22 protein-coding genes are annotated in these 23508 nt (G+C 63.4%); 7 read left to right on the forward strand and 15 right to left on the reverse strand.

Translation table 11 applies throughout. The features are described from left to right. Window positions 1-36: 36 nt before the first annotated feature. The 6 genes from BM408_RS07815 to BM408_RS07840 all read right to left on the reverse strand — a co-directional run bounded on the left by BM408_RS07815 (window position 37) and on the right by BM408_RS07840 (window position 6047). Window positions 37-1188, reverse strand: coding sequence for an extracellular solute-binding protein (locus BM408_RS07815; RefSeq protein ID WP_092129474.1), 1152 nt, complete (start codon window positions 1186-1188; stop codon window positions 37-39). A gap of 113 nt (window positions 1189-1301) precedes the next feature. Next, window positions 1302-2582, reverse strand: a complete 1281-nt coding sequence (locus BM408_RS07820; protein WP_092128698.1) for a glucarate dehydratase family protein — start codon at window positions 2580-2582, stop codon at window positions 1302-1304. A gap of 2 nt (window positions 2583-2584) precedes the next feature. Continuing rightward, window positions 2585-3598, reverse strand: coding sequence for a Bug family tripartite tricarboxylate transporter substrate binding protein (locus BM408_RS07825; protein WP_092128700.1), 1014 nt, complete (start codon window positions 3596-3598; stop codon window positions 2585-2587). 160 nt (window positions 3599-3758) lie between these two features. Next, window positions 3759-4802 (reverse strand): LacI family DNA-binding transcriptional regulator, encoded by a 1044-nt coding sequence (locus BM408_RS07830; RefSeq protein ID WP_092128702.1) that lies wholly within the window; start codon window positions 4800-4802, stop codon window positions 3759-3761. A 64-nt stretch (window positions 4803-4866) separates the two neighbouring features. Next, window positions 4867-5241 carry a hypothetical protein gene (locus BM408_RS07835; RefSeq protein WP_092128704.1) on the reverse strand — a complete coding sequence of 125 codons (375 nt, stop codon included), beginning with the start codon at window positions 5239-5241 and terminating at the stop codon, window positions 4867-4869. Window positions 5242-5252: 11 nt separating this feature from the next. Then, window positions 5253-6047, reverse strand: coding sequence for an SDR family oxidoreductase (locus BM408_RS07840; RefSeq protein ID WP_092128706.1), 795 nt, complete (start codon window positions 6045-6047; stop codon window positions 5253-5255). Between the two features lie 72 nt (window positions 6048-6119). Between BM408_RS07840 and BM408_RS07845 the strand changes: the two genes are divergently transcribed. Beyond that, window positions 6120-6680 (forward strand): SH3 domain-containing protein, encoded by a 561-nt coding sequence (locus tag BM408_RS07845; RefSeq protein ID WP_175541721.1) that lies wholly within the window; start codon window positions 6120-6122, stop codon window positions 6678-6680. A gap of 39 nt (window positions 6681-6719) precedes the next feature. Next, entirely contained in the window at window positions 6720-7772 is a 1053-nt protein-coding gene (locus BM408_RS07850; RefSeq protein WP_092128708.1) for a M48 family metalloprotease, read from the forward strand. A 132-nt stretch (window positions 7773-7904) separates the two neighbouring features. Here the strand turns inward: BM408_RS07850 and BM408_RS07855 are convergent, their stop codons facing one another. The 9 genes from BM408_RS07855 to BM408_RS07895 all read right to left on the reverse strand — a co-directional run bounded on the left by BM408_RS07855 (window position 7905) and on the right by BM408_RS07895 (window position 17984). Continuing rightward, window positions 7905-8867, reverse strand: coding sequence for a DMT family transporter (locus tag BM408_RS07855; RefSeq protein ID WP_371326998.1), 963 nt, complete (start codon window positions 8865-8867; stop codon window positions 7905-7907). 9 nt (window positions 8868-8876) lie between these two features. Then, window positions 8877-10487, reverse strand: a complete 1611-nt coding sequence (locus tag BM408_RS07860; protein WP_092128709.1) for a gamma-glutamyltransferase family protein — start codon at window positions 10485-10487, stop codon at window positions 8877-8879. Window positions 10488-10656: 169 nt separating this feature from the next. Next, the gene (locus BM408_RS07865; protein ID WP_092128711.1) at window positions 10657-11637 is read right to left on the reverse strand and encodes a Bug family tripartite tricarboxylate transporter substrate binding protein; all 981 of its coding nucleotides are present in this window, start codon (window positions 11635-11637) and stop codon (window positions 10657-10659) included. Between the two features lie 161 nt (window positions 11638-11798). Then, complete coding sequence (locus BM408_RS07870) at window positions 11799-13313, reverse strand: tripartite tricarboxylate transporter permease (protein WP_092128713.1); 1515 nt, start codon at window positions 13311-13313, stop codon at window positions 11799-11801. Window positions 13314-13322: 9 nt separating this feature from the next. Beyond that, entirely contained in the window at window positions 13323-13811 is a 489-nt protein-coding gene (locus BM408_RS07875) for a tripartite tricarboxylate transporter TctB family protein (RefSeq protein ID WP_092128715.1), read from the reverse strand. 162 nt (window positions 13812-13973) lie between these two features. Further along, window positions 13974-15776: a type IV pilus assembly ATPase TfpB gene (locus tag BM408_RS07880; RefSeq protein WP_092128717.1), complete on the reverse strand. Its 1803-nt coding sequence runs from the start codon at window positions 15774-15776 to the stop codon at window positions 13974-13976. A gap of 71 nt (window positions 15777-15847) precedes the next feature. Then, window positions 15848-16627 (reverse strand): spermine/spermidine synthase domain-containing protein, encoded by a 780-nt coding sequence (locus tag BM408_RS07885; protein WP_092128719.1) that lies wholly within the window; start codon window positions 16625-16627, stop codon window positions 15848-15850. Continuing rightward, entirely contained in the window at window positions 16627-17142 is a 516-nt protein-coding gene (locus BM408_RS07890) for a DNA-deoxyinosine glycosylase (RefSeq protein WP_092128721.1), read from the reverse strand. The genes BM408_RS07885 and BM408_RS07890 overlap by 1 nt, the downstream gene beginning before the upstream one ends. Continuing rightward, window positions 17139-17984, reverse strand: a complete 846-nt coding sequence (locus BM408_RS07895) for a TatD family hydrolase (RefSeq protein WP_092128723.1) — start codon at window positions 17982-17984, stop codon at window positions 17139-17141. Before BM408_RS07895 ends, BM408_RS07890 begins: the two co-directional genes overlap by 4 nt. 315 nt (window positions 17985-18299) lie before the next feature. Between BM408_RS07895 and BM408_RS07900 the strand changes: the two genes are divergently transcribed. The 5 genes from BM408_RS07900 (at window position 18300) to BM408_RS07920 (ending at window position 23495) form a co-directional block, all read left to right on the forward strand. Beyond that, the gene (locus tag BM408_RS07900) at window positions 18300-19376 is read left to right on the forward strand and encodes an extracellular solute-binding protein (RefSeq protein ID WP_092128726.1); all 1077 of its coding nucleotides are present in this window, start codon (window positions 18300-18302) and stop codon (window positions 19374-19376) included. A 21-nt stretch (window positions 19377-19397) separates the two neighbouring features. Continuing rightward, entirely contained in the window at window positions 19398-20498 is a 1101-nt protein-coding gene (locus tag BM408_RS07905) for an ABC transporter ATP-binding protein (protein WP_092128729.1), read from the forward strand. 9 nt (window positions 20499-20507) lie between these two features. After that, window positions 20508-21413, forward strand: coding sequence for an ABC transporter permease (locus BM408_RS07910; protein ID WP_092128732.1), 906 nt, complete (start codon window positions 20508-20510; stop codon window positions 21411-21413). Between the two features lie 13 nt (window positions 21414-21426). Beyond that, window positions 21427-22287, forward strand: a complete 861-nt coding sequence (locus BM408_RS07915; RefSeq protein ID WP_092128734.1) for an ABC transporter permease — start codon at window positions 21427-21429, stop codon at window positions 22285-22287. Window positions 22288-22544: 257 nt separating this feature from the next. After that, on the forward strand, window positions 22545-23495 hold the full coding sequence (locus tag BM408_RS07920) for a S1C family serine protease (protein WP_092129482.1): 951 nt from the start codon (window positions 22545-22547) through the stop codon (window positions 23493-23495). Window positions 23496-23508 lie beyond the last annotated feature (13 nt).

Raw genomic sequence — 23508 nt, forward strand, 5'->3', positions numbered from 1 at the left:
CCCGCAGCGCGGGCTTGCTTGTTATTTAGAGCGCGCTTACTTGGCTTTGCCGGAGCCGATTTCCTGATCCCACTTCTTGAAAGCGGCTACAAGAGCCTTGTCTTCCAGCGGCTGGGCGTGCGGGTTTTTGGTGATCCAGTCGGCGTACTCAGCGCGGCCGAACTCCTTGATCACGTCCTGGCTTTTCTGCGGTGCGGCAGTCAACGGCACGTCTTTCACGGCGGGGCCGGGGTAGAAGTAGCCGGCGTCATAGGTCAGCGCCTGCTGCGCGGGTTGCAGCAAAAAGGCCATCAGCTGCAGCACCACGGCCTGGCGGTTGGCGGGCAGGCCTTTGGGCATGACCATGTAGTGCGCGTCATCGACCCAGGTGAAATTGTTGAAAGCCGCCACCTTGAACTGCTTGGGCACCACGCCCAATGCGCGCGGGTTGATGTCCCAGCCGGTCATGGTCACGGTCATGTCGCGCGAGCCTTCGCCGAGCTCTTTGAACACGGCGCCGGTGCCGGTGGGGTAGTACTCGATGCAGCTGTTGAGCTCTTTCAGGTAGGCCCAGGTTTTGTCCCAACCGGCAATCGGGTCCTTGGGGTTGCTGTCGCCCAGCATATAGGGCAGGCCCATCAGAAAGGTGCGACCCGGGCCGGAGTTGGCGGGGCGCGCATAGATCAGCTTGTTGGGGTTGGCCTTGCACCAGCTGAGCAACTCGGCGGGCGTTTTCGGCGGGGTCTTGACTTTGTCTGGGTTGTACTCGAGCAGCGGACCGGCCGGCGTGTAGGTCACCATGACGCCCTGGCCGCTCGACAGATCCTGCATCTTGCGCGCGGCCGGCAGGTAGTTGTCCATCAGGTTCGGGAACTTCGCCGCATGCGCCGGCAGCAGCGGCTCCCAGAGGCTGAGTGCGATGCCCGCGGCCAGCGCATCGGTGCCGGTGAGCACCAGGTCGATGTCGGTGCGGCCGGCGGCCTGCATGGCGCGTATCTTCCCAGGCAGCTCGGGCGACGGCGCCTTGGTGAAGGTGATGCGCGAAACCAGCGTGGGGTTCTTCGCGGCGAAGGACTCCAGCGCTTCCTGCGTGAGCGCCAGGTTGCCGGCCACGTCGACGACGTTGAGCGTCACGGGCTGCGCATGCGCCGCCCCCATGAACGCGGCCAGGAATCCCGCGGCGCAGAGGCCCCGAGCCAGACGGGACATCAAATGCTCGAACTTGATCATGATCTTGTCTCCTTCATTGTTGGTGTGAAAAGCGAAAAACGGAAAGCAAACGGTGAACTGTCAAACGTGAATCCGGGGCTGCTGCCAGCTCCTTAAAAACGCGGGCTGACGCCGGAAAAATCCGGCTGGTACTTGCGCATCTGCGCGAGGTCGTTGCGGTTGCGGATACCGCAATCGAGGTATTGCTGGTGCAAGACGGCCAACCGGGCCGGGTCGAGCGTGACGCCCAGGCCGGGCACCGTCGGCACCTTGACGGTGCCCTGGTCGAACTGGATGCGGCCGCCCTTGATGACTTCTTCTTCCTGCCACGGGTAGTGCGTGTCGCAGGCATAAGTCAGGTTGGGAATCGCGGCAGCGGCGTGCGTCATCGCCATCAGGCTGATGCCCAGATGCGAATTCGAATGCATGGACATGCCCATGCCGAAGACCTCGCACATGCGCGCCAGTGATGCTGTTGCGCGCAGGCCGCCCCAGTAGTGATGGTCCGACAGCAGAATTTTCACCGCCTTGAGCGACGCATTGCGGCGGAACTCGTCCATGGTGGTGACGACCATGTTGGTGGCCAGTGGGCTGCGGCAGTGCGCGGCAAGCTGGGCCATGCCTTCCAGGCCCGGTGTCGGGTCTTCGTAGTATTCGAGCAATTCATCCAGCTCGGGCGCGGCGTCTATGCTGGTCTGCAGTGACCAGTTGGCGTTCGGGTCCAGCCGCAGCGGATGATCAGGAAAGGCTTTGCGCAAAGCCTTGATGCCGGCGATTTCTTCAGCGGGCGTGAACACGCCGCCCTTGAGCTTGATGCTTTTGAAGCCGTATTGGCTCACCATGGCCTGGGCCTGTTTGACGAGCTGCTCGGGCGTCACCGCTTCGCCCCAGGCGTCGGGCGCATAGGGTTTTTCGGCGTGCTCGGCATATTTGTAGAACAGGTAGGCGCTGTAAGGCACGGCGTCGCGCACCGCGCCGCCCAGCAGATCGCAGATGGGCAGGCCCAGCACCTGGCCCTGCAAGTCGAGCATCGCCACTTCCAGTGCGCTGATGACTTTTTCGGCGTTTTTGGCGGTGTGGGAGCCGGGCGCGAGTTCAAACTGCACGCCGCCGCCCTGCCCCGGCTTGATGCTGGCACGTACGCGCTGCTCCATGGCATTGAGGTCAAAAGGCGAAAGGCCTGTGACCAGCGGGCGTGCCTGCTCCAACGCCACCAGCATGGGCGCGTCGCCATAGGTTTCGGCAATGCCCAGCCGGCCGTCGGAGGTCTCCAGCTCGATGATGCTGCGCAGGGCCCAGGGCTCATGGATGCCGCTGGCATTGAGCAGCGGTGCGTCGCGAAACGCGATGGGCGTGACGCGGGCGTGCGTGATGCGGATGTCGTTGTTTCTCATTGTCAGCTTGCCGTGGCTCCGGATTTTTTGACCAGTTCGGCCCAGCGGGTGATTTCGGTTTTCATATGGGCGGCCAGCTCACTGGGTGTGCTGGCGATGATTTCCATGCCGAGCTGGTCGTGCAGCTTGGCGATGACGTCGGGCATCTTCAAAATCTTGGTGATCTCGGCATTGAGGCGCTGCACGATGGGCGCCGGCGTGCCCTTGGGCGCGTAGACCGCCTGCCAGGAAGACATTTCGAACTTCGCGATGCCCGACTCCATCATGGTCGGCAGCTCAGGCGCAAGCGTGATGCGCTTGGCGGTGGTCACAGCCAGCAGCTTGAGCTTGCCGGCCTGCACCAGCGAGACGGCGGCGGTCATCTGGTCGAACATGAAAGGCACCTGCCCGGCCACCACATCCATCATCGCGGGCGGTGTGCCCTTGTAGGCCACGTGCGTGAGCGGCACGCCGATCAGCTCGGCAAACATTTCGCCGGCCAGGTGGGTGGATGTGCCCGCGCCCGAGGAGGCGAAGTAGCGCTTGGACGGGTCGCGCTTGAGCAGCGCCACCAGGTCGGCCACCGAATTGAGCCCCAGCGCCGGATTGACGACGAGCACATTGGGCAGCATGGCCACCAGCGAGACGGGCTCGAAATCCTTCACCGGGTCATAAGGCAGGTTTTTGTAGAGGCTGGCATTGATGGCGTGCGTGCTGATGGTGCCGCCGAACAGCGTGTAGCCGTCGGGCTTGGCTTTGGCCACATAGGTCGCGCCCACGGCGCCGGCCGCGCCGGGCTTGTTGTCGACGACAACCGGCTGGCCCAGCACATCCTGCAGTTTTTGCGACAGGGTGCGGCCAATGACGTCAGTGGAGCCGCCGGGTGTGAAGGGCACGATGTAGGCAATGGGCTTGGCGGGCCAGCCCGGCGTGGCGATGTCGGCCGCCAGCGCGCGCAGCGGTGCAGCGGCAAGCGCCGAGAGGCCCAGGCCGCCAAGGCCGCCCAGCGCTTTGCGGCGCGTGAAATACATGCTCATTCTTTTGTCTCCTGGCATTTGCCGTTTGTCCGTTTGGGTTTGTTGTTGCTTGTTGTCGTCTGCCGCGGCCTGCCCGTTGGGCCTGCTGCGGTTTTTGATCCGGCGCTTATGTTAGCGCTAACAAATGAGAATGTTAATGAGCAAAACCAGGCCCGTCAAGTCAGGCGCTGGCTCTTTCGATTATGGAAAACCCGAGGTCGCGCACCTTGGGGCCCGGGTCCAGGCCCTCGACGCGATCGAGGATAAAACGCGCCGCCTGACGGCCTATGGAGGTGCCGTCTATGCGCACCGTGCTGAGCGCGGGATGGGTGTGCGCCGCAAACGGCATGTCGCCAAAACCCATGACGGCCACATCCTTGGGAACGGTCATACCCATGGCCTGCATTTCGGTGATCACGCCCTGCGCAATCACGTCCGAGCCGCAGAACACCACGTCGGTTTCAGGCTGGTCCGCCCACAGCTGCGCAAAGCCCGAGCGCCCATTGGCCAGCGACGAGGGTGCGGGCACCATGCAGGCCGGGATGGCGGGCACGCCCAGCGCGGCAAAACGCTGCTCAAAGCCCGAGCGCCGCAGCATGGCGCGCTGGTCGTCGGCGGTGATGAGCGCCGGCCGGCGGTAGCCCTTGCGGTAGAGGTAGTCGGCCACTTCGGCGCCGGCTTTCTCCTGTGAAAACCCCACAATCATGTCGATGGGCGTGGGCGTGATGTCCCAGGTCTCGACGATGGGAATGCCCGAGGCCAGCAGGCGCTTTCGCCCTTCGGGTGAATGCATGATGCCGGTCAGGACAATGCCGTCGGGCCGCCGGCCCACGATGGCGTCGATGAGTGCGTCTTCGCGCGCGCCGCCATAGCCGCTCTGGCCCAAAATCAGCTGGCAGCCGGCCTCGGCCAATGCGTCGGTCAGCGCCTGTATGGTTTCCAGAAACACCGGGCCGGCAATGGTGGGCACCAGCGCCGCCACCAGGCGGCTGCGGTTGGAAGCCAGGCCGCCGGCGATGAGGTTGGGCACGTAGCCGCTGCGTGCAATTGCGCTGCGCACACGCTCCAGCGTTTCGGGCGAGACGGCTGCGGGCGTGTTGAGCGCACGAGATACCGTGATGGCAGAAACGCCAGCCAGGCTGGCCACATCGCTGAGCGTGATGCCGCCGGTTCCGGGGCGCGGGGCGCGCTTGGCTTTTCGCAGCGTCTCTGAGGGTGACTTCATGCTTGAATGTTAACGCTAACTTGTGGTTTAAAACACCTGTTCGGTACGCCGTTCAGCACGCTATTCAATCGGCGTTCAGGCCAAACTGCTGGATGAACGCCTCGCAAAACACGGGCGTTCCGCTCAGCGAGAGCGTCAATGTATGCCGCGGCTTGCCGGCCGGGCCGGCTTCCACGCTGATCTGGCGCGTGACTTCGTCATAGTGCACGGCCTCGGGCGCCGTTATCTCGCGCAGGCCGTGCAGGTCGTAATCCCAGTCAAAGCCTTCATCGAGCGGACCGCGCCGCCCGGGGAATTCGGCATGGGCCCACGTCAGCACCTTGGCGATCTCGGCGTGCACGGCCGGCGTCTGCTCCGGCCAGATGGAGGCCATCGCCTCCAGCGTGCCCGTGCCGTCGGTTCCTTCCGCGTAATCGAAATTGAGGTAGCGCAGGCTCAAGGGCAATGCGCTCAGTAGCTGCCCGGATAGGCCCCGCCGTCGGTCAGTACGTTTTGCCCTGTCATGTAGCCGGCCTGCATGCTGCACAGGAAAGCGCAGATGCCGCCAAACTCCTCGGGCGTGCCGAAGCGCTGCGCCGGAATGTTTTTGCGGCGCGCGTCCATGATGGCCTCGAGCGGCTGGCCGGTCTTTTGCGCCGCGCCGCTCATGGTGCCGCGCAGGCGGTCGGTGTCAAAGGCGCCGGGCAACAGGTTGTTGATGGTGACGCCCTGCGCCGCCAGCTTGCTGCGCGCCACGCCGGCCACAAAACCGGTGAGGCCGCTGCGCGCACCGTTGGAGAGGCCAAGGATGTCGATGGGCGCCTTGACGGCGCTGGAGGTGATGTTGACGATGCGCCCGAAGCCGCGCGCGGCCATGCCGTCGACAGTCGCCTTGATGAGCTCGATCGGGGTCAGCATGTTGGCGTCCACCGCCTTGATCCAGGCATCGCGGTCCCAGTCGCGGAAGTCGCCGGGCGGCGGGCCACCCGCATTGGTGACCACGATGTCGAAGTCCTTGCGCACCGCGAACACGGCGGCGCGGCCTTCCACGGTGGTGATGTCTGCCGCGATGAACTGCACGTTGGTGCCGGCAGGGAGGGCGCTGTCGGCCTCCAGTCTGGCGGCTGCGGCCTTCAGGGCTTCAGCGCCGCGCGCCACGATCAGCACATGAACGCCTTCGCGCACCAGCGCCTGCGCGCAACCCAGTCCCAGACCCTTGCTGGCGCCGCACACCAGCGCCCATTTGCCTGCAATACCCAAATCCATAATAATTCCTTGATGACAACCACGGGAGGAGAGCGGCTCATGATACTGAGTAAATCAAAATTTCAGGCGGGGATGGTTATCTCTGCCCTGCTGGTGTTCAGCGCCGTGGCGCAGGCCCAGCCGCAAGGCGAAGCCGCATTGATCAAACGCGAAGCTCAGCTGCGCGATGCGCCGGGCGATGCCTCGCGCAGCCTGGCACCGTTGCCGGTGCAAACACCGGTGACGCGGCTGGGCGACCGCCAGGGCGCGTGGATCAAGGTCCGCACGGCCGACGGTGCCACCGGCTGGGTGCACATGTTTGACATCACCTCCGCCAGCGCGCAAAGCTCCAGCACAGGCGCCGGTGCGCTGCGCAGCCTCTCCAGCTTTTTCAACAAGGGCAGCGCACAGGCGCCGGGCAGCACCGTCGCCACCTCCACCGTGGGCATACGCGGCCTGGGCGCCGAAGACCTCGCCAATGCGCAGCCCAATCTGGCCGCCGTGGCGCAAGCCGACGCCAACCGCGCCAATGCCGCGCAAGCCCGGCAGTTTGCCGGCAGCGCCTCGCTGAACAGCCGCCAGGTCGACCCTCTGCCCACGCCCGCACCACCGGCCGCGGCGCCCAGCGCTGCCACCGAGCAATACGGCCGCTGATAAAAGCAAGTACAAAAACACAAGACAAGAGGCACTGCCATGAATCTTCACGCCCTCCAAACGCTGGGAACGCCCGCACGCCAAGCGGTTTTTGCATTGGCTTTGCTGGCCGGCCTCAGCCCCCTCACCGCCCAGGCCCAGGACGCGGCCAAGGCGCTGGGCGGCCTGTTCCAGTCACTGATAAAGCCCAACCAGCCTGCGCAACCGGCACAACAACCCAATTCAGCCTCGGGCCTGGCAGGCGCGTTGCTGGGTGCGAGCCTGGCGCCTGCGGGCAGCCAGGCGGCGCAGGGCGGTGACCTGTTCCAGTTGCTGTCGCAATCGCTGGACCAGATCGATGAGCCGCGTGAAGTCCAGATCGGCCAGCAACTGGCCGCTGTGTTGCTGGGTAGCAAGCCGCTCTACCCCGACATGGCCATGCAGCGCTACGTCAACCAGCTGGGCCGCTGGATCAGCCTGCAATCGTCCCGCCCCGACCTGCCCTGGACCTTCGCCGTCCTCGACGACCCCGGCTTCAATGCTTTTGCCACGCCGGGCGGCTACGTGTTCGTCACCAAGGGCCTGATGGACCGCGTGGCGGACGAAGGCGAGCTGGCCGGCATCCTGGCGCATGAGATCACCCACGTCACGGCCAAGCACCACCTGATCGCCATGAACAAGGCAGCCCGTGCCGGCCTGCTGACGCAGGTGATCAGCTCACAGCTGAAGAATGACCTGGGCGGCATGGTGTCGTCGCAGCTGCTGGCGCTGGGCAAAAACATGTACACCAAGGGCCTGGACCAGCAAGACGAATTTGACGCCGACCGCACCGGCGTGGCCCTGGCTGCACGCGCGGGGTTTGACCCCTACGGCCTGGTCGCCGTGCTGCAGCAACTGCGCACCGCCGCGCCGGATGATGCGCTCTTTGCCCTGTCGCTGAGCACCCATCCCCCCGCCCAGACACGCCTGAACCAGCTCGAGCAAGCCATGGGCAACCGGCTGGACGCCTATGCGGGCCAGCCGTCCGTGACGGTGGCACAGCGCATGAGCGGGGCAAACCGCCGGCCGACGGCGCAGGCGCCTGCACGACCACCCGCCAAAAAGACGAACTGAGAAAGCAGGGAATCCGGCCCAGGTGGTGAATCCGCGTGAGGGCCGGTTCTGAGCTCGTATGGAGGCCAAAAGAGGCCTCATCCAGACAAGGCGCCCAACGGCACGGCGCCGCTTTGCGTCACGACGGCAGCGTTAACGTCCTTTGGTGAAAACGAAAATCCCGGCAATCACCAGCACCGTTCCGGCCGCCACCCAGGCCGTAAACGGCTCACCCAGAATCAGCACCCCCATCAAGATGGTCGACATCGGGCCCACCATGCCGGTCTGCGCGGCCATGCCGGCGCCTATGCGTTCAATCGCCATCATTACCATCAGCACCGGCACGGCCGTGCACAGCGTGGCATTGAGCAGCGACAGCCAGATCACCTCGGGCGCCACGGCAACGGCGGCGCTCATGGGCCGCAGCAGGACAAACTGCAGCAGGCAAAGCAGGCAGGCCACGGAGGTGGCCAGGCCCACCAGGCGCAGCGAGCCGAGCCGCCTGACCATCTCGCCGCTGTACACCAGGTAAAGCGCATAGCTGACGGCGCTGAGGAACACCAGCAGCGCGCCCCAGGCAGCGTCGGCGCCCTGCAGCGTGATCTCATGGCCGAACACCAGCACCACGCCGCAGTAGCTGATGGCCATGCCGATGATCTGCGGCGGGCTGACGCGGCGCTTGTACATCACCAGGCCCAGCAGCAACACCACGGTGGGGTTGAGGTAAAGAATCAGCCGCTCAAGGGATGCACTGATGAACGCCAGCCCCGCAAAGTCCAGGAAGCTGGAGAGGTAATAGCCGGTAAAGCCCAGCCAGAGCACGCCCAGCCAGTCCTTGCGGGTAAGCGGCGCCTTGCCGCGGCTGGCCCACCACGCCATCGCCGCGAAGATGGGCAGCGCAAACAGCATGCGGTACATGATCAGCGTGACAGCGTCGACGCCGTAGCGGTAAGCCAGCTTGACGATGATGGCCTTGCCGCTGAAAGCGATGGCGCCGAAGGTGGCTAGCAACAGGCCGGGCGCCAGGCTTTTGGTCGCCGCTTGTGCCGCTGCTTGCGCCCGTCCGTCCTGCCCTGAGGGGGCTGGTGGTTTGGGAGTATCGGTTTCGCCGGTCAAGGTGCTTGCTTAAAAACCCACGGCCTGGCCGTCGCGCCGCGCATCGCTGGCGGCCACGTAACCTTCGGTCTTGGGGTTGCCGGCGCGCCAGATGAACTGGCCGGCGCCGAAATCCTGGTAAGAGTCGTTGATCACCTCCATGCGGTGGCCGCGTTCGGCCAGGCCCTGCACGGTGCCCGCGTCCATGCCAGCTTCGACGTTGATCTCCATGCCCGCGTTGTAGCGCCAGCGCGGTGCGTCGCAGGCAACCTGCGGGCTTTGGCCGTAGTCCAGCATGCGCACCAGCGTTTGCATGTGGCCTTGCGGCTGCATGTTGGCGCCCATCACGCCATAGCTCATCACCGGCTGGCCGTCTTTGGTGAGGAAGGCCGGGATGATGGTGTGGAAAGGCCGCTTGCCCGGCGCGACCTGGTTGACGCCCGGCTGCAGGCTGAAGCCGTGGCCGCGGTTTTGCAGGCTGATGCCGAATTCTGGCTCGACACAGCCCGAGCCGAAGCCCATGTAATTGCTCTGGATAAAGCTCACCATCATGCCGTCTTCATCGGCCGCGGTGAGGTAAATCGTGCCGCCTTTGACGGGGTTGCCCGCGCCAAAGTCCTGTGCCTTTTTCATGTCTATCAGTTTGGCACGGGATGCGAGGTAGCTGTCATCGAGCATTTGCTCGGCCGTCACCTCCATTGACGAGGGCTCGGCCACGTACTTGTAAATATCGGCAAACGCCAGCTTCATGGCCTCAATCTGCAAATGCTGCGAGTCCACGCCGTCAACGGGCAAACCGGCCACATCAAATTTGTCGAGGATGCCCAGCGCGATCAGCGCGGCAATGCCTTGCCCGTTGGGCGGGATCTCATGCAGTGTGTAGCCCCGGTAATCCTTGGCGATGGGTTTGACCCACTCGGGCTGGTAGTTGGCGAAGTCTTTGGCGGTGATGCTGCCGCCGTTTTGTGCGGAGAACTTTTCAATCGCCTGGGCGATGGCGCCGCCGTAGTAAGCGTCGCCTTTTGTTTCAGCGATGGCGCGCAGCGCTCTGGCCGCGGCCTTGAACTGGAACAGCTCACCCACATTGGGCGCGCGGCCCCAGGGCAGGAAAGACTGCGCAAAGCCCGGCAGCGATTGCAGCTCTGCCGTGGCGGCCGCCCACTTTTGCTGAACCACGGGGGGCAACAGGTAGCCGCGCTCGGCGATCTCAATCGCCGGCTCCATCAGGTCGGCAAAAGGCAGCTTGCCAAAACGTTTGCTCAGCGCCACCCAGCTGGCGACCGCACCGGGCACCGTGACGGAATCCATCCCGCGCTTGGGCGGCGTCTGCGCATCGGCGCCGTATTTGCGGCTGAAATACTCGGGCGTCCAGCTTTGTGGCGCGCGGCCCGAGGCGTTGAGTCCATGCAGCTCCTTGCCGTCCCACAGGATGCAAAAGGCATCGCTACCCAGGCCGTTGCTGACGGGCTCGACGATGGTCATGGCCGCAGCGGCGGCAATCGCGGCATCCACCGCATTGCCGCCCTTGAGCATCATGCGCAGGCCGGCTTGTGCACCCAGCGGGTGCGAGGTCGACACCACATTGCGCGCAAACAGCGGCAGGCGGGTGGAGGTGTAGGGGTTGCTGTAATTGAAGTTCATGAAGTGAGTCACCTGTTAACAGTCAGGGAGATCAGGGAAAGCGGAGAAGACAAGCAGGAAGATACGCGAAGAGGCGCGCCCGCGCAGGCAGTGAAATCAGTGCAAATCGGCCGTTGGTGTTTGCTTGTCCAACCAGGTCACGCCGCGCGGCCATGACCATCGAAGGATATCAATCGGCGGTGATTTTCCGCTCTGCAATGATTTTCTTCCACTTGGCGGTGTCGGCCTTGACCATGGCCGCAAAGGCCGGCGGCGTGCTGCCCGTGGGCTCCGCGCCCAGCCGGGCGAAGCGGTCTTTCACGTCGGCATCGGCCAGGGCGGCATTGATTGCCTGGTTGACCTTGCCCACCAGCTCGGGCGGCATGCCCTTGGGGCCGTACACGCCGAACCAGGTGACCGACTCGAAGCCGGGCAAGACTTCCGACACGGTCGGCATGTCGGGCGCGAGCGCCGTGCGTTTGAGGGTGGTGACCGCCAGCGCGCGCAGCTTGCCGTCCTTCACATGCGGCATGCCGGTGACAAAGGAATCAAACAGCACGTCGATCTTGCCGCTGATCAGATCCGGCATGGCCAGCGCGGTACCGCGATAAGGAATGTGCAGGATGAAGGTTTCCGACTGCGCCTTGAAGTATTCACTCGTCAAATGAACGATGGTGCCGTTGCCGCTGGAGGCGTAGTTCAAGCGCCCCGGGTTCTTGCGCGCGTAATCAATGAACTCGCGCATGGTTTTGGAGGGCGACGAATTGGGCACCAGCACGATATTGGGCGAGCTCGCCACATAGGCAATCGGCGTGAAGTCGGTCTCAGCGTTGTACGGGATCTTCGGGTTGATGGCCGGGCCTATGCTGTGCGTGCTCGACGTGGCCAGCAGCAGCGTGTAGCCGTCTGCAGGTGACTTGGAGGCCGCATCGGCGCCAATGGTGCCGCCTGCGCCCGGACGGTTGTCGACCACCACCGTCTGGCCGATTTTCTCACCCAGCTTTTGCGACAGCGCGCGCGCCAGGATGTCGGTCGCACCGCCCGCCGGGAAGGGCACGATCATGCGGATGGGTTTGGAGGGGTAGCTCTGGGCCAGGGCAGGCCCTGCGAACACCAGAGAGAAAGCGGCGGCAAAAGACGCGGCCCAGGAAATCATATGTTTACGTTGCATTGGGTCATTGTGCAACGATTTTTGCGCGCGACTATGCGGCAAATAAGCAAAATAGGCCAAACAAAAGCCATGTAAAAGCCAAATAAAAAGGCACCCGAAGGTGCCTTTTTTATTTTGATTCACAGGGCGTCTTCGCACCTTTGTGAAATCTCTCGCGTCGTTTAATCCGCCTCGACGAAGGCCTCTTCCCGTTTGTTCTTGACCGCCGGCAACAGCACGATGACCAGCAACAGGAGAGCGGCGCCCAGCAGGCCTGCCGACAGCGGACGCGTGACAAACACGCTCCAGTCGCCACGCGACAGTAGCAGCGCACGGCGCAGGTTTTCCTCCATCATCGGGCCCAGGATGAAGCCCAGCAGCAGCGGAGCAGGCTCGGCGCCCAGCTTGATGAACAGGTAACCGATGCAGCCGAAAATCGCCACCATCCAGATGTCCCAGGTGTTGTTGTTGGTCGAGTACACGCCGATGGCGCAGAACAACACAATCGCGGGGAACAGCAGGCGGTAGGGAATCGTCAGCAGCTTGATCCAGATGCCGATCAGCGGCAGGTTCAGGATCACCAGCATCGCATTGCCGATCCACATCGAGGCGATCAGGCCCCAGAACAGTTCGGGGTTGCTGGTCATGACCTGCGGGCCGGGCTGGATGTTGTGGATGGTCATCGCTCCCACCATCAGCGCCATCACGGCGTTGGGGGGGATACCAAGTGTCAGCAGCGGAATGAAGGAGGTTTGCGAACCGGCGTTGTTGGCCGACTCAGGCGCCGCCACACCGCGGATATTGCCCTTGCCGAAAGGCACTTCGCCCGGCCGCATCTTGATTTTCTTTTCCAGTGCGTAAGCGGCAAAAGCAGCCAGAAGTGCGCCACCGCCCGGCAAAATGCCCAGCGCCGAACCCAGCAGGGTGCCGCGCAGCACGGCGGGCGTCATGTTCTTGAAGTCTTCCTTGGTGGGGAACAGGCCCGTCACCTTGGCCGTGAACACCTCGCGCTCATGCTCGGGTTGCGCCAGGTTGCTGATGATTTCACCGTAACCGAACACGCCCATGGCGATCACCACGAAGCCGATGCCGTCGGTCAGTTCAGGCACGTCGAAGCTGAAGCGTGCGACGCCGGAGTTCACGTCGGTGCCGACCAGGCCGAGCAGCAGGCCCAGCACAATCATGGCCACCGCCTTGAGCAGCGAACCCGAAGCCAGCACCACAGCGCCGATCAGGCCCAGCACCATCAGTGCGAAGTATTCGGCGGGGCCGAACTTGAAGGCCAGCTCGGTCAGAGGGGGAGCAAAGGCCGCCAGAATCAGCGTGCCGACGCAACCCGCGAAGAAAGAGCCAAGGCCCGCAGCGGCAAGCGCAGGGCCCGCTCGCCCCTTTCTCGCCATCTGGTAGCCGTCGATACAAGTGACCACCGATGAAGACTCACCCGGCAGGTTCACCAAAATGGCGGTGGTGGAGCCGCCGTACTGCGCGCCGTAGTAAATACCGGCCAGCATGATCAGCGCGGACACCGGCGGCAAGGCATAGGTGGCCGGCAGCAGCATGGCGATGGTGGCAACCGGGCCGATGCCGGGCAGCACACCGATCAGCGTGCCCAGCACGCAACCGATGAAGGCGTAAAGCAGGTTGATGGGCGTGAACGCAACGCCGAAACCCAGGGACAAGTTAGCAATGAGATCCATTTTTTATCCTTAGCCTGTGATGAATTCAGGCCAAACCGGGAATTGCAGTTTGAGCGCCACGACGAAGGCAAGGTAGCTGCCGATCGCCAGCACGGTGGCAAGAATGAAGGTGGTTTTGAACTTCCAGCCGGTTTCGGCCATGCTGGCGATGAAGGTCAGGGCGTAGATGGCGACGATCATGCCCATGGCCGGCAGCTTGATGCTGGGCAGGCCGGCCAGCAAAATGCCGAACACCACGTTGGCCAGGATGATGAAAAACAGGGGCTTCCAGGCCCATTTGCCGATTTTTCCGCCGCCTTCGGCTTCAACCACCAGCGAGGTGAAAGTGATGGCAGCCCCGATCAGGGCCAGCAAAATCCCCAGCATGAGCGGGAAGTAGCCGGGACCCATGCGGGCGCCCTCTCCCACGTTGTAGGTGGTGGCGCCCCATGCGAACGCCCCGCCGACGCCCATGAACATGAGGCCGGAGAAGAAGTCTTTTTGACTCTTGATATTCACGGCTTTGTCTCCTCTATACAAGTAAGAATGAATCGGTGGATTGTGCATTTATTCATGGGAATTCAGCATGTGGCTTTCACTTACCTTTCGTCAACTATTTTCTTACCCATCACTGACGGGAAGGCGAAGGCACCGTGAAGTTGGTAGAAACCCTTGGAGGGTTCAGGAAAGGGGCGGGGTAGATGCGAGTATTTCCTCTATCGTCGTCAGGCCTTCGGCCACTTTGAGCGCGCCCGCCAGCCGCAGTGGGCGCATACCCTCGCTGATCGACTGGCGGCGCAGTGCATCAATATTGGGCTCTTTGGAGACCTTTTCCTTGAAGCCCTCGGTCACCGTCAGCAACTCATAAAGACCCATGCGGCCACGGAAACCCGTCATGCGGCAGTCCACGCAGCCGACGGGTTTGTAGGGCCGGTAGCCCCCGTTGATCTGCCAGGGCTTGACCATTGCGGCCAGCGTTTCACGCTGCGCGGCCTCATCGGGCTCGCGGCAATTGCTGCACAGTGATCGCACCAGCCGCTGCGCCAGCACGCCCAGCACCGTGGCATTGATCAAATAAGAAGGCACGCCCAGCTCCATCAGGCGGGATACCGCCGAAGGCGCATCGTTGGTGTGCAGCGTGCTGAAGACCAGGTGGCCCGTGAGCGCAGCCTGCACGGCCATCTCGGCGGTCTGCAGGTCTCGGATTTCGCCCACCATGATGATGTCCGGGTCCTGCCGCATCAGCGCGCGCAGGCCTTCGGGGAAATCAAAGTCCAGGTGCGGCTGCACCTGCGTCTGGTTAAAGGCCGGCTCGATCATTTCGATCGGGTCTTCAATCGTGCTGACGTTGACTTCTTCCGTCGCCAGGCGCTTGAGGGTGGAATACAGCGTGGTGGTTTTGCCAGAGCCGGTCGGGCCGGTCACCAGCACAATGCCGTAAGGCCGCTTGACGAGTTGCTCCCAGCGGTCGGCGTCATGCTGTGAAAAGCCCAGCGCATCGAGATTTTTGACGGTGGTGTCCGGGTCAAAAATACGCATGACCATCTTCTCGCCGAAGGCCGTGGGCAAGGTCGACAGGCGCATTTCAATTTCGTCGCCGCGCGGGTTGCGGGTCTTGATACGGCCGTCCTGCGGGCGGCGTTTTTCCACCACGTCCATGCGGCCCAGCAGCTTGATGCGGGCCGTCATGGCGTTGTGCACGCCCATGGGTAACTGGTACACCGGGTGCAGCACGCCGTCGATGCGAAAGCGGATCACGCCCTGCTCGCGCCGGGGCTCCAGATGGATATCGCTGGCGCGCTGGTCAAAGGCGTACTGCCAGAGCCAGTCCACCACCTGCACCACGCCCTGGTCGTTGGCGTCCAGCTGTTTGTTGCTCTTGTTGAGCTCCACCAGTTGTTCAAAGCTCGCCGTCGTCGACCCGCTGCCTGACTTGACAGCTGCCTTGACGGATTTGGCCAGCGCAAAAAACTCGGCGGTGAACTTGGTGATCTCCAGCGGGCTGGCCACCACCAGGCGCACGCTGCGCTTGGCCTGCCGTTCGACTTCCTGCACCCAGTCGGTGATAAAGGGTTCGGAGGTGGCGATCACCACCTCGCTAGGCGTGACCTGCACCGGCAGCACCTTGTGCCGCTCGGCATACATGGCCGACATGGTGTCGGCAACCTTGCCCACATCGACCTTGAGCGGATCGATCCGCATATAGGCCAGGTTCGCGCGGCCGGCCAGCCACTGCGCCATGGTTTCGATGTCCAGTGGCTTGCCATCGGCCACGCGGGTCATGCCCACGCTGGCCAGACGGGTCAGCGGCGGCTGCGCGCTTTGCACCTGCGAGCAGCGCGCGATGGTGCGCTGCGCCTCGGCGGCGCTGATCACACCGTCTTCACTGAGCCACTCCACCAGCGTGCGCCAGTCCAGCGGGCCGACATGGCCTTTTTTCGGGTGCGGCTCGCGGTGGGGTTTGGGGTGGGTCACAGCGCTCATGGGTGGCACTGTACCCCATCCACCCTTAGCTTAGAACCCGTTCTTCGCCACCTTGCCGCCAAGCGTCGGCATCACACCACAGGCTTGAAAAGCCGCATCCATTTTTTGGCGGGCAGGTCCCAGCGCGATTCAATCACGCCGGCCTGCTGCAGGAGTTCGGCGCGTTCGGGCCGCGTGGGCTCGCGCTGGGCCAGCACCACGGTGTTGCCTTCGCGCGTCGGCGTGAAGGCCCACACCGCCTCGGGGCCAAAGGCCTCGGCGATTTTTGTCAGGGACTGCACATAACTCGAATCGCGGCCGAAGAGATTCACCGTCATCACCCCGTCTTCAGCCAGCAGGTCGCGGCAGTCCTCATAAAACTCCGCACTGTCCAGCACCGGCGCAGCCGCTTCGTGGTCGTACAGGTCGACGTGCAGCAAGTCCACCGTGCCCTGGTGCACCGCCTTTTTGATTTCAACGGCGGCATCGGCGTTGATCACATGCAGGCGCAAGTCGTCACGCGGCAGCTTGAACCAGAGCCGGCAGGCGCTAATCACCTGCGGGTTGATTTCAATCGCCGTGGTTTTCATGCGCAGCTTTTTGTAGCAAAACTTGGTAAGCGCCGCCGAGCCCAGGCCCAGTTGCATGGCGTGCTTCTTTGAGATGCCCGCCGCGTCCATAAACAGCAAGCCGGCCATCATGCGCTGCACATACTCCAGCTCGATGTCGTAGGGCGCATCGCGCAGCATGGAGCCCTGCACCCATTCGGTGCCTAAATGCAGAAAGCGCACATCGCCGTAGTCGGAGAAATTGACTTCCGGCAACTCGGCCACTTCTTTCGCGATCTCTTTCGCTGTTTCTTTTTTTTGCATCAAACCAGTCCATGTTTCTCAAAAACTTCCCGCCAGGCCGCGAGTTTGCGCTCAAAACTCCACGACGCATTGGCCGGGCTGGTTGACGGTAACTTGTAGACCGGCAAACCCAGCAGCAGCGTGTGCTTTGAATGTTTGAAGCTTTCCCCGCCGTTGTGCGCTATCGCCTCCAGCCTGGGGCAGGCTTGCTTCAAGCCTGCAAAATCATTCACCACCGCGTTGCGGATATTGCTGTCCAGGCTGCCTTCGCGCTCGCACGCGGCATACACGTCCCACACGCCCAGACCCCTGGCCAGCAACCACTCGCTGCGATCTTGATAGCTGCCTGCGCCCGTCTTCATTGGGCTGTCGGGCCACATCGCTTGCAAGATCTTCCAGAAGTGATTCTGCGGATGCCCGTAGTACTGCTGCGCCGCCAGCGAGGCCACACCGGGAAAGCTGCCCAGAATCAACAGCCGCGTGGCGCTGGAGACCAGGGGCGGCAAACCCGTCAACGCCGATGAGTTTGCCGTCACGGCACCAGGGCCTTCAACCCAGGCAGCGCGTGCAGCGCATTGGCCGTGGTGGCAGCGGCCAGCGCGTCCACCGTCATGCCGCGCAAGGCTGCCACCTGCTGTGCGATGCGCGGCAGCTCGCCGGGCTCATTGCGGCCTTGCGCCTGGCCGGCTTCGCGCTCGGCGGCGGTCTTGTAGATCCAGTGCGGCGGAATGTCGGGCGAATCCGTCTCCATCACCAGCGCGTCCAGCGGCAGCTCGGCCGCAAGGCGCCTGAGCTGCAGCGCCGGCTCAAACGTGACCGCGCCGCCAAAGCCCAGCTTGAAGCCGAGCTTGATGAATTCCATGGCCTGCTGATCGCTGCCATTGAAGGCGTGGCCAATGCCATGCCAGCCGCCTTCGGGCGCCAGCTCGCGCAGGTGTTTGAGCAGCTTGTCGGCCGAACGGCGCACATGCAGGATCACCGGCAGCCCGTGTTTGCGCGCCAGCTTGAGTTGTTCACGGTAAAAATATTCCTGGCGCTCGCGCATCGGGCTTTCAATCAACGCGGGCACAAAATAATCCAGCCCGATCTCGCCGACCGCCACCAGCCGCGGGTCAGACTTTCTGAGCGCCAGTTCTTCATCCAGGGCCTTCAGGTCAGCGTCTTGCGCCTGCGGCACGCACAGCGGGTGGATGCCCAGCGCATAGCTGTCTGAAAACCGGTGCGCCAGCACCCGCACCGCCTCGAAATTGAAGACCCCCACCGCCGGCAGCACGCAGTGCGCCACGCCGTTGGTCCGCGCCCGCGCACGCACGTCGGCCACATCGGCGGACAACTCTTCCGCGTCCAGGTGGCAATGCGTGTCTATCCAGAAAGTCATGCGATGAAGTTACCGGGTGTTATCGAGTGAAGCGACGGGAAAGAAGTCGAACAGAAAGGAAGAAGGAAGAGAGGGAAACCCCCTGTGCACCAGGCCGGGAGGGGCAAAAAACAAAACCGGCCAAGCCTGCTGAAGATGTTGACACAGAAATGAAATCGGGACACGCTATGCTTTTTTTGGGAAATGCTGTTTGCATTTTCGCCGCCCGTTTTCGTTTTCCCGTTTGACCCTGTTCGTTCTGGTTCGTTTTCAAACGAGCCTTCTTCTCGCCAATTCCCGTCAATCTCGTCAACCCGACAAAACAAGGAAAGCCAAATGAAATTATCCCGCCTGATGAGCCAGATTTTCGGCGCCGGTCTCGTTGCTGCAAGCCTTTCCGGCGCCGCCTGGGCGCAAGACAATAAGCTGCGCCTGATCACCTGGGCCGACTACGTGCCGGCCGATGTCGTGGCGCAGTTCAAGAAGGAAACCGGCATCGACGTCGAACTCACCCTCTCGAACAACGAAGAGATGATTTCCAAGCTGCGCGCCACCGGCGGCGCGGGTTTTGACCTGGCACAACCTTCGCAAGACCGCATCACCGGCCCGCAGCAGGAGTTCGGCATCTACAAGCCCATGGACCTGAGCAAGATCAAGTCCGAGCTCTTCATCCCCTCCATGCTGGACGCCACCAAAAAGAACACCACACTGGACGGCAAGGTCTACGGCCTGCCGCACATCTGGGGCACTGACGGCCTGGTCGTCAACACCAAGCTGGCCAAGATGGCCGATTACCCTGACCTCTGCAAGGCCGACGTGAAGGGCAAGACCGCCGTGCGCCTCAAGCGCCCCACGCTGCTGGCCTTTGCTTTCGCTTCCGGCAAAGATCCGTTTGCCCTCTACAAAGACCCGAAAGCCTATGGTGCGCTGATGGACGAAGTCGGCAAGACCATGATCGCCTGCAAGAGCAACATCAAGTTCTACTGGGATAACAAAGACCAGCTGCTCAACGGCATGCGCGCCGGTGAAGTGGTGGGCGCAATGATGTGGGACACCGGCGGCTGGAAGCTCAACGCCGAGAAACCTGAAATCCAGTTCATCGCCCCCAAATCGGGCGCACTCGGCTGGATAGACACTTTCGCCATTCCCGCCAAGGGCCGCAACGACGCCGCCGCTTACGCCTGGATCAACTTCAACATGCGCCCTGAAATCGCCGCCAAGGTCGCGGGTTCTGCCGGCAACTTCACTGCCTCCAAGGGCGCTGACCAGCTGGCTGACCCCAAGCTGAAGGCCCAGTTCGCCGCCAGCTTCCCTGAAGCTGCGTTGAAGAATGTGAAGTGGTATCCCGCAGTGCCAGCCGGCATCGAAGACATCGAAGGCCGCGTGCTCGACCGCGTCAAGGCCGCACAGTAAACGGCAACCGGCCCATCACCGGTGCACGCAGACCTTCAAGCCGAACACGTCGGTAAAACCTACGCCGGCCAGCCCGCGGTCAAGGACTTGTCCTTTTCCGTGGAGCGCGGCAGCTTCTTCTCCATCCTCGGCCCCTCGGGCTGCGGCAAGACGACGCTGCTGCGCATGATCGCCGGCTTTCTGTCGCCCGATGCGGGCCAGATCCACATAGGCGGCAAACCCATGAACGGCGTGCCGCCCAACCAGCGACCCGTCAACATGGTGTTCCAGCACCTGGCGCTGTTTCCCATGATGTCTGTCGGCGAAAACGTCGGCTACGGCCTGGCGCGGCGCGGCCTTTCGCGCGCCGACATCGCCACCAAGGTCGGCGCGATGCTCGAGCGGGTGAGCCTGCCGGGCATGCAGGACAAGCGCGTCGACCAGCTCTCGGGCGGCCAGCGCCAGCGCGTGGCCATCGCGCGCAGCCTGGTGCTGGAGCCTACCCTGCTGCTGCTCGACGAACCCCTGGGCGCGCTCGACCTGAAGCTGCGCGAGCACATGAAGGTCGAACTCAAGCAGTTGCAGGCGGCCTTCGGCACCACCTTTGTCTACATCACACACGACCAGTCTGAAGCGCTGGTGTTGTCTGACCATGTAGCGGTGATGAACGCCGGCAGCTTTGAGCAGGTCGGCACGCCGCAAGACCTTTATTACCAGCCGCAAACGCCTTTTGTGGCGGGCTTTGTGGGCGCCAACAACAAGCTGACGGGCACCACCGGTGTTGCCGCTGCGGAGGCCGGCGAAGTGGTTGCGCTCACCACCGGCCAGGGCCTGGCCATGCGCGCCCGCGCCGCCGGCCGCGTCCAGACCAACCAGGCGGTGCAGGCTTTTGTGCGGCCTGAGGCCATCAGCCTGGCGCGCGACGCCACCGAGCTGCCGGCCATGCACACCGTGTACGCCGGCCAGGTCGAAAGCCTGCTGTTTGACGGCGCCAACTCGGCCGTGCTGCTGCGCGAAAGCGCCAGCCGCACCGAGTTCCGCATCGCCCTGCCGCAGACCGGCCGCTTTGCCGACCTGCGCATCGGCGAAACCGTGGCCTTCAGTTTTGATCCGGAGCAGGCTGTCTGCTTCGGTGCGGTGTAGCGGCGCACCATGCAGGCTGCAGTCGCGCTACCCGCAACGGGCTCCGGCTCCACCTCGGCGCAGGCCCGGCTGATATTGCTTTTGCTGCTGGCGCCGGCCCTCATCTGGCTGGTCGGCCTGATCGTGCTGCCGCACATCGACCTGGCTGTGCTGTCGCTGCGCGAACGCATCGCGCCCCGGCAGTACGCGCCCAGCTTCGCGCAATACCGCACCTTTGTTGAGGAGCCGCTGTACTGGCACACCTTTGTGCGCACCGCCCTCATGTCCATCCTGGCCACCGGCATCACCTTGCTGTTGGCCTTTCCCATCGCGTGGACGATTGCCAAGCTGGTGCGCGGGCGGGCCAAGTCGCTGCTGCTGGTGATGTGCCTGATCCCGTTCTGGGTCAGCGAAACCGTGCGCACCCTGGGCTGGATGATTCTGCTGCGCGAATCCGGCGTGATGCCTGCGGTGCTGGTGCAACTGGGCATCACTGCCGCACCGGTCGAGCTGCTCTACCGCGACGCCACCATCCTGGTCGGCCTGGTCTATACCTCCATGCTGTTTATGGTGGTGCCGCTGATCAGCGCGCTCGAAAGCCTGGACGACACCCTGATAGAAGCCGCCTACGACCTGGGCGGCAACGGCCCGTCCATCCTGCGGCAAATCGTGATTCCGCACGCCGCGCCCGGCATCCTGGCCGGCTGCATCGTCGTCTTTATGCTGACGCTGGGCAACTACCTCACGCCCACTTTGCTGGGCGGCAAGAACTCGCTGTGGTTTACCGAGCAGATCTACACGCAGTTCATCACGCGCTTTAACTGGGAGCAAGGGGCAGCGTTTGGCTTCTTGCTGCTGGGTTTGTCGACCGCCATTGTGTGGATAGGCCTCAAACTAACTGGCCAGAAGTTCGGCGAAGTCATGAGGCGCTCATGAAGAAAGCAAGCGCATGATCGCCTCCCTGCCCCGCCCCGCCTGGCTGCGCGCCGGCACGGTGGTCTATGCCCTGGCCTTCTTCGCCTTCCTCTTCCTGCCGCTGGTGGTGGTGGCAGTGTTTGCCTTTAACGATGCGCCTTATCCCGCGCCGCCCTGGCGCGGCTTCACGCTGGACTGGTTCTTTGGCAGCAAGGGAGGGCGCACCGGCCTGTTTTCCGACGGGCCCATGCTGGCCAGCCTCTGGACCAGCGTGGTGGTGGCCGGCTGGGTCACCTTGCTGGCGGTGCTGGTCGGCACCACCAACGCCTTTTTGATTGAACGCGGCCGCTTCCCCGGCAAACAGGTGCTGTCCATGCTCATGCTGGCGCCGCTGGTGATTCCGGGTGTCATCCTGGGCATCTCCATCCTGGCCTTTGCCAGCCGGATGGCGCAGTTTGCCGACGACATGTGGGGGCTTGAGCTTGAGTTCCTGCGGCCCGGCCTGCCGCTGGTGGTGATAGGCCAGTTTTCTTATATCGTCTCCATTGCCACCCTCATCATCACCGCGCGCCTCAAACGTTTTGACATCACGCTGGAAGAAGCCGCCTACAACCTGGGCGCCTCGCGGGCGGCGGTCTTCACCACCATCACGTTGCCCTACCTGAAACCCGCGCTCGTAGGCGCGGGCGCCATCTCGTTTTTGATGTCGTTTGAGAACTTCAACACCACGCTGATGCTGGTCGGTTCGGACGCGCCGCTGACCGTGATGATGTACGGCCGCATGCGCGAGGGCGCCACGCCGGTGCTCAATGCCGTGAGCCTCTTCCTGATGCTGGCCTCGGCCGCATTGGCATTAACCCTGCTGCGCAAGCCCGCCGACGACGCCGGGCGCTGAGAATCCCGTGCAGGTTTTGCCCCCTCTCCCTCTGGGAGAGGGCGGGGGTGAGGGCCACGGCCCGTGCACGAAAAAGTGGCGTGGTTACCGCCGCTGGCCCTCACCCCAACCCTCTCCCAGCGGGAGAGGGAGTGAAAACCAGTACCGCTTTACAAACCGCTCCAGCCCGATACCCAAATCGCGTGCATGGAGTCAGAAATCGTGATACGGTGGCGCTGTATCAGCCCGGTTTTGACATTGACCTCACAGGTGAACGGATGCGCAGGCCAGCCCTCTACAGCAGTTCAAACCGTCCGGCGCAGGCCGCGGATGATTCCGGCGCGCAGCCGCCCGGCCAGGCCGCCGACACGGCGGACCCTTCTTCCGCACCTTCCCCCCCTTCTCGTTTCCCCCGCGCCGCCCGCCTGGCCAAACGCCTGGCCAAAAACCAGCTGTATTTGCTCTGGTCGGTCGTCGGCCTGCTGGCCCTGCTGCTGGCCATCAGCTTTTCGTCACCGCTGCGCAACCCCGCCCGCAAGCTGACGCAGGAAGACATCAACGCCGCCGTACTCAAAACGCTGGAAACGACGGTCCTGCCCTCACCCGGCACACGGGCTTACGACACCATCATCCCGTCTGTCGTGCGCATCACCGGGCTGGGCAAAGACAAGGACGGCAAGGATGACAACGAACGCACCAGCGTGGGTACCGGCGTGGTCATCGTCGACAAGGGCGTCATCCTGACCAACCTGCATGTGGTGCAGGGCGCTCAGACCATCAAGATCACCTTTGCCGACGGGCTGGAGTCCACCGCCAGCATCACCGGTGTGCAGCCTGAAAACGACCTGGCCGTGCTGCAGGCCCACAAGATTCCCGACGATCTGATCGCCGCCACCATGCGCTCCACCGCAGACCTGGCGCCCGGCGACCAGGTCATGGCCGTGGGTTACCCCTTCGGCATAGGCCCCTCGGCCTCCCAGGGCGTGATCTCCGGGCTCAAGCGCAACTTCCGCTCGCCCGAAGGCAAGCAGATGATGAGCAACCTGATCCAGTTCGACGCCGCCGCCAACCCCGGCAACTCGGGCGGCCCGCTGGTCACCATGGACGGCGAAGTGATAGGCATCGTGACCGCGATCTTCAACCCCAACCAGCAGCGCACCTTTGTCGGCATAGGTTTTGCGGTGCCGATTGAAAACGCTGCCTCGGCCGCCGGCATGCCGCCTTTCTGACACCACATCCCTT

The organism is Polaromonas sp. YR568 (assembly GCF_900116715.1).
In the GTDB taxonomy this organism is placed as follows: domain Bacteria; phylum Pseudomonadota; class Gammaproteobacteria; order Burkholderiales; family Burkholderiaceae_C; genus Polaromonas.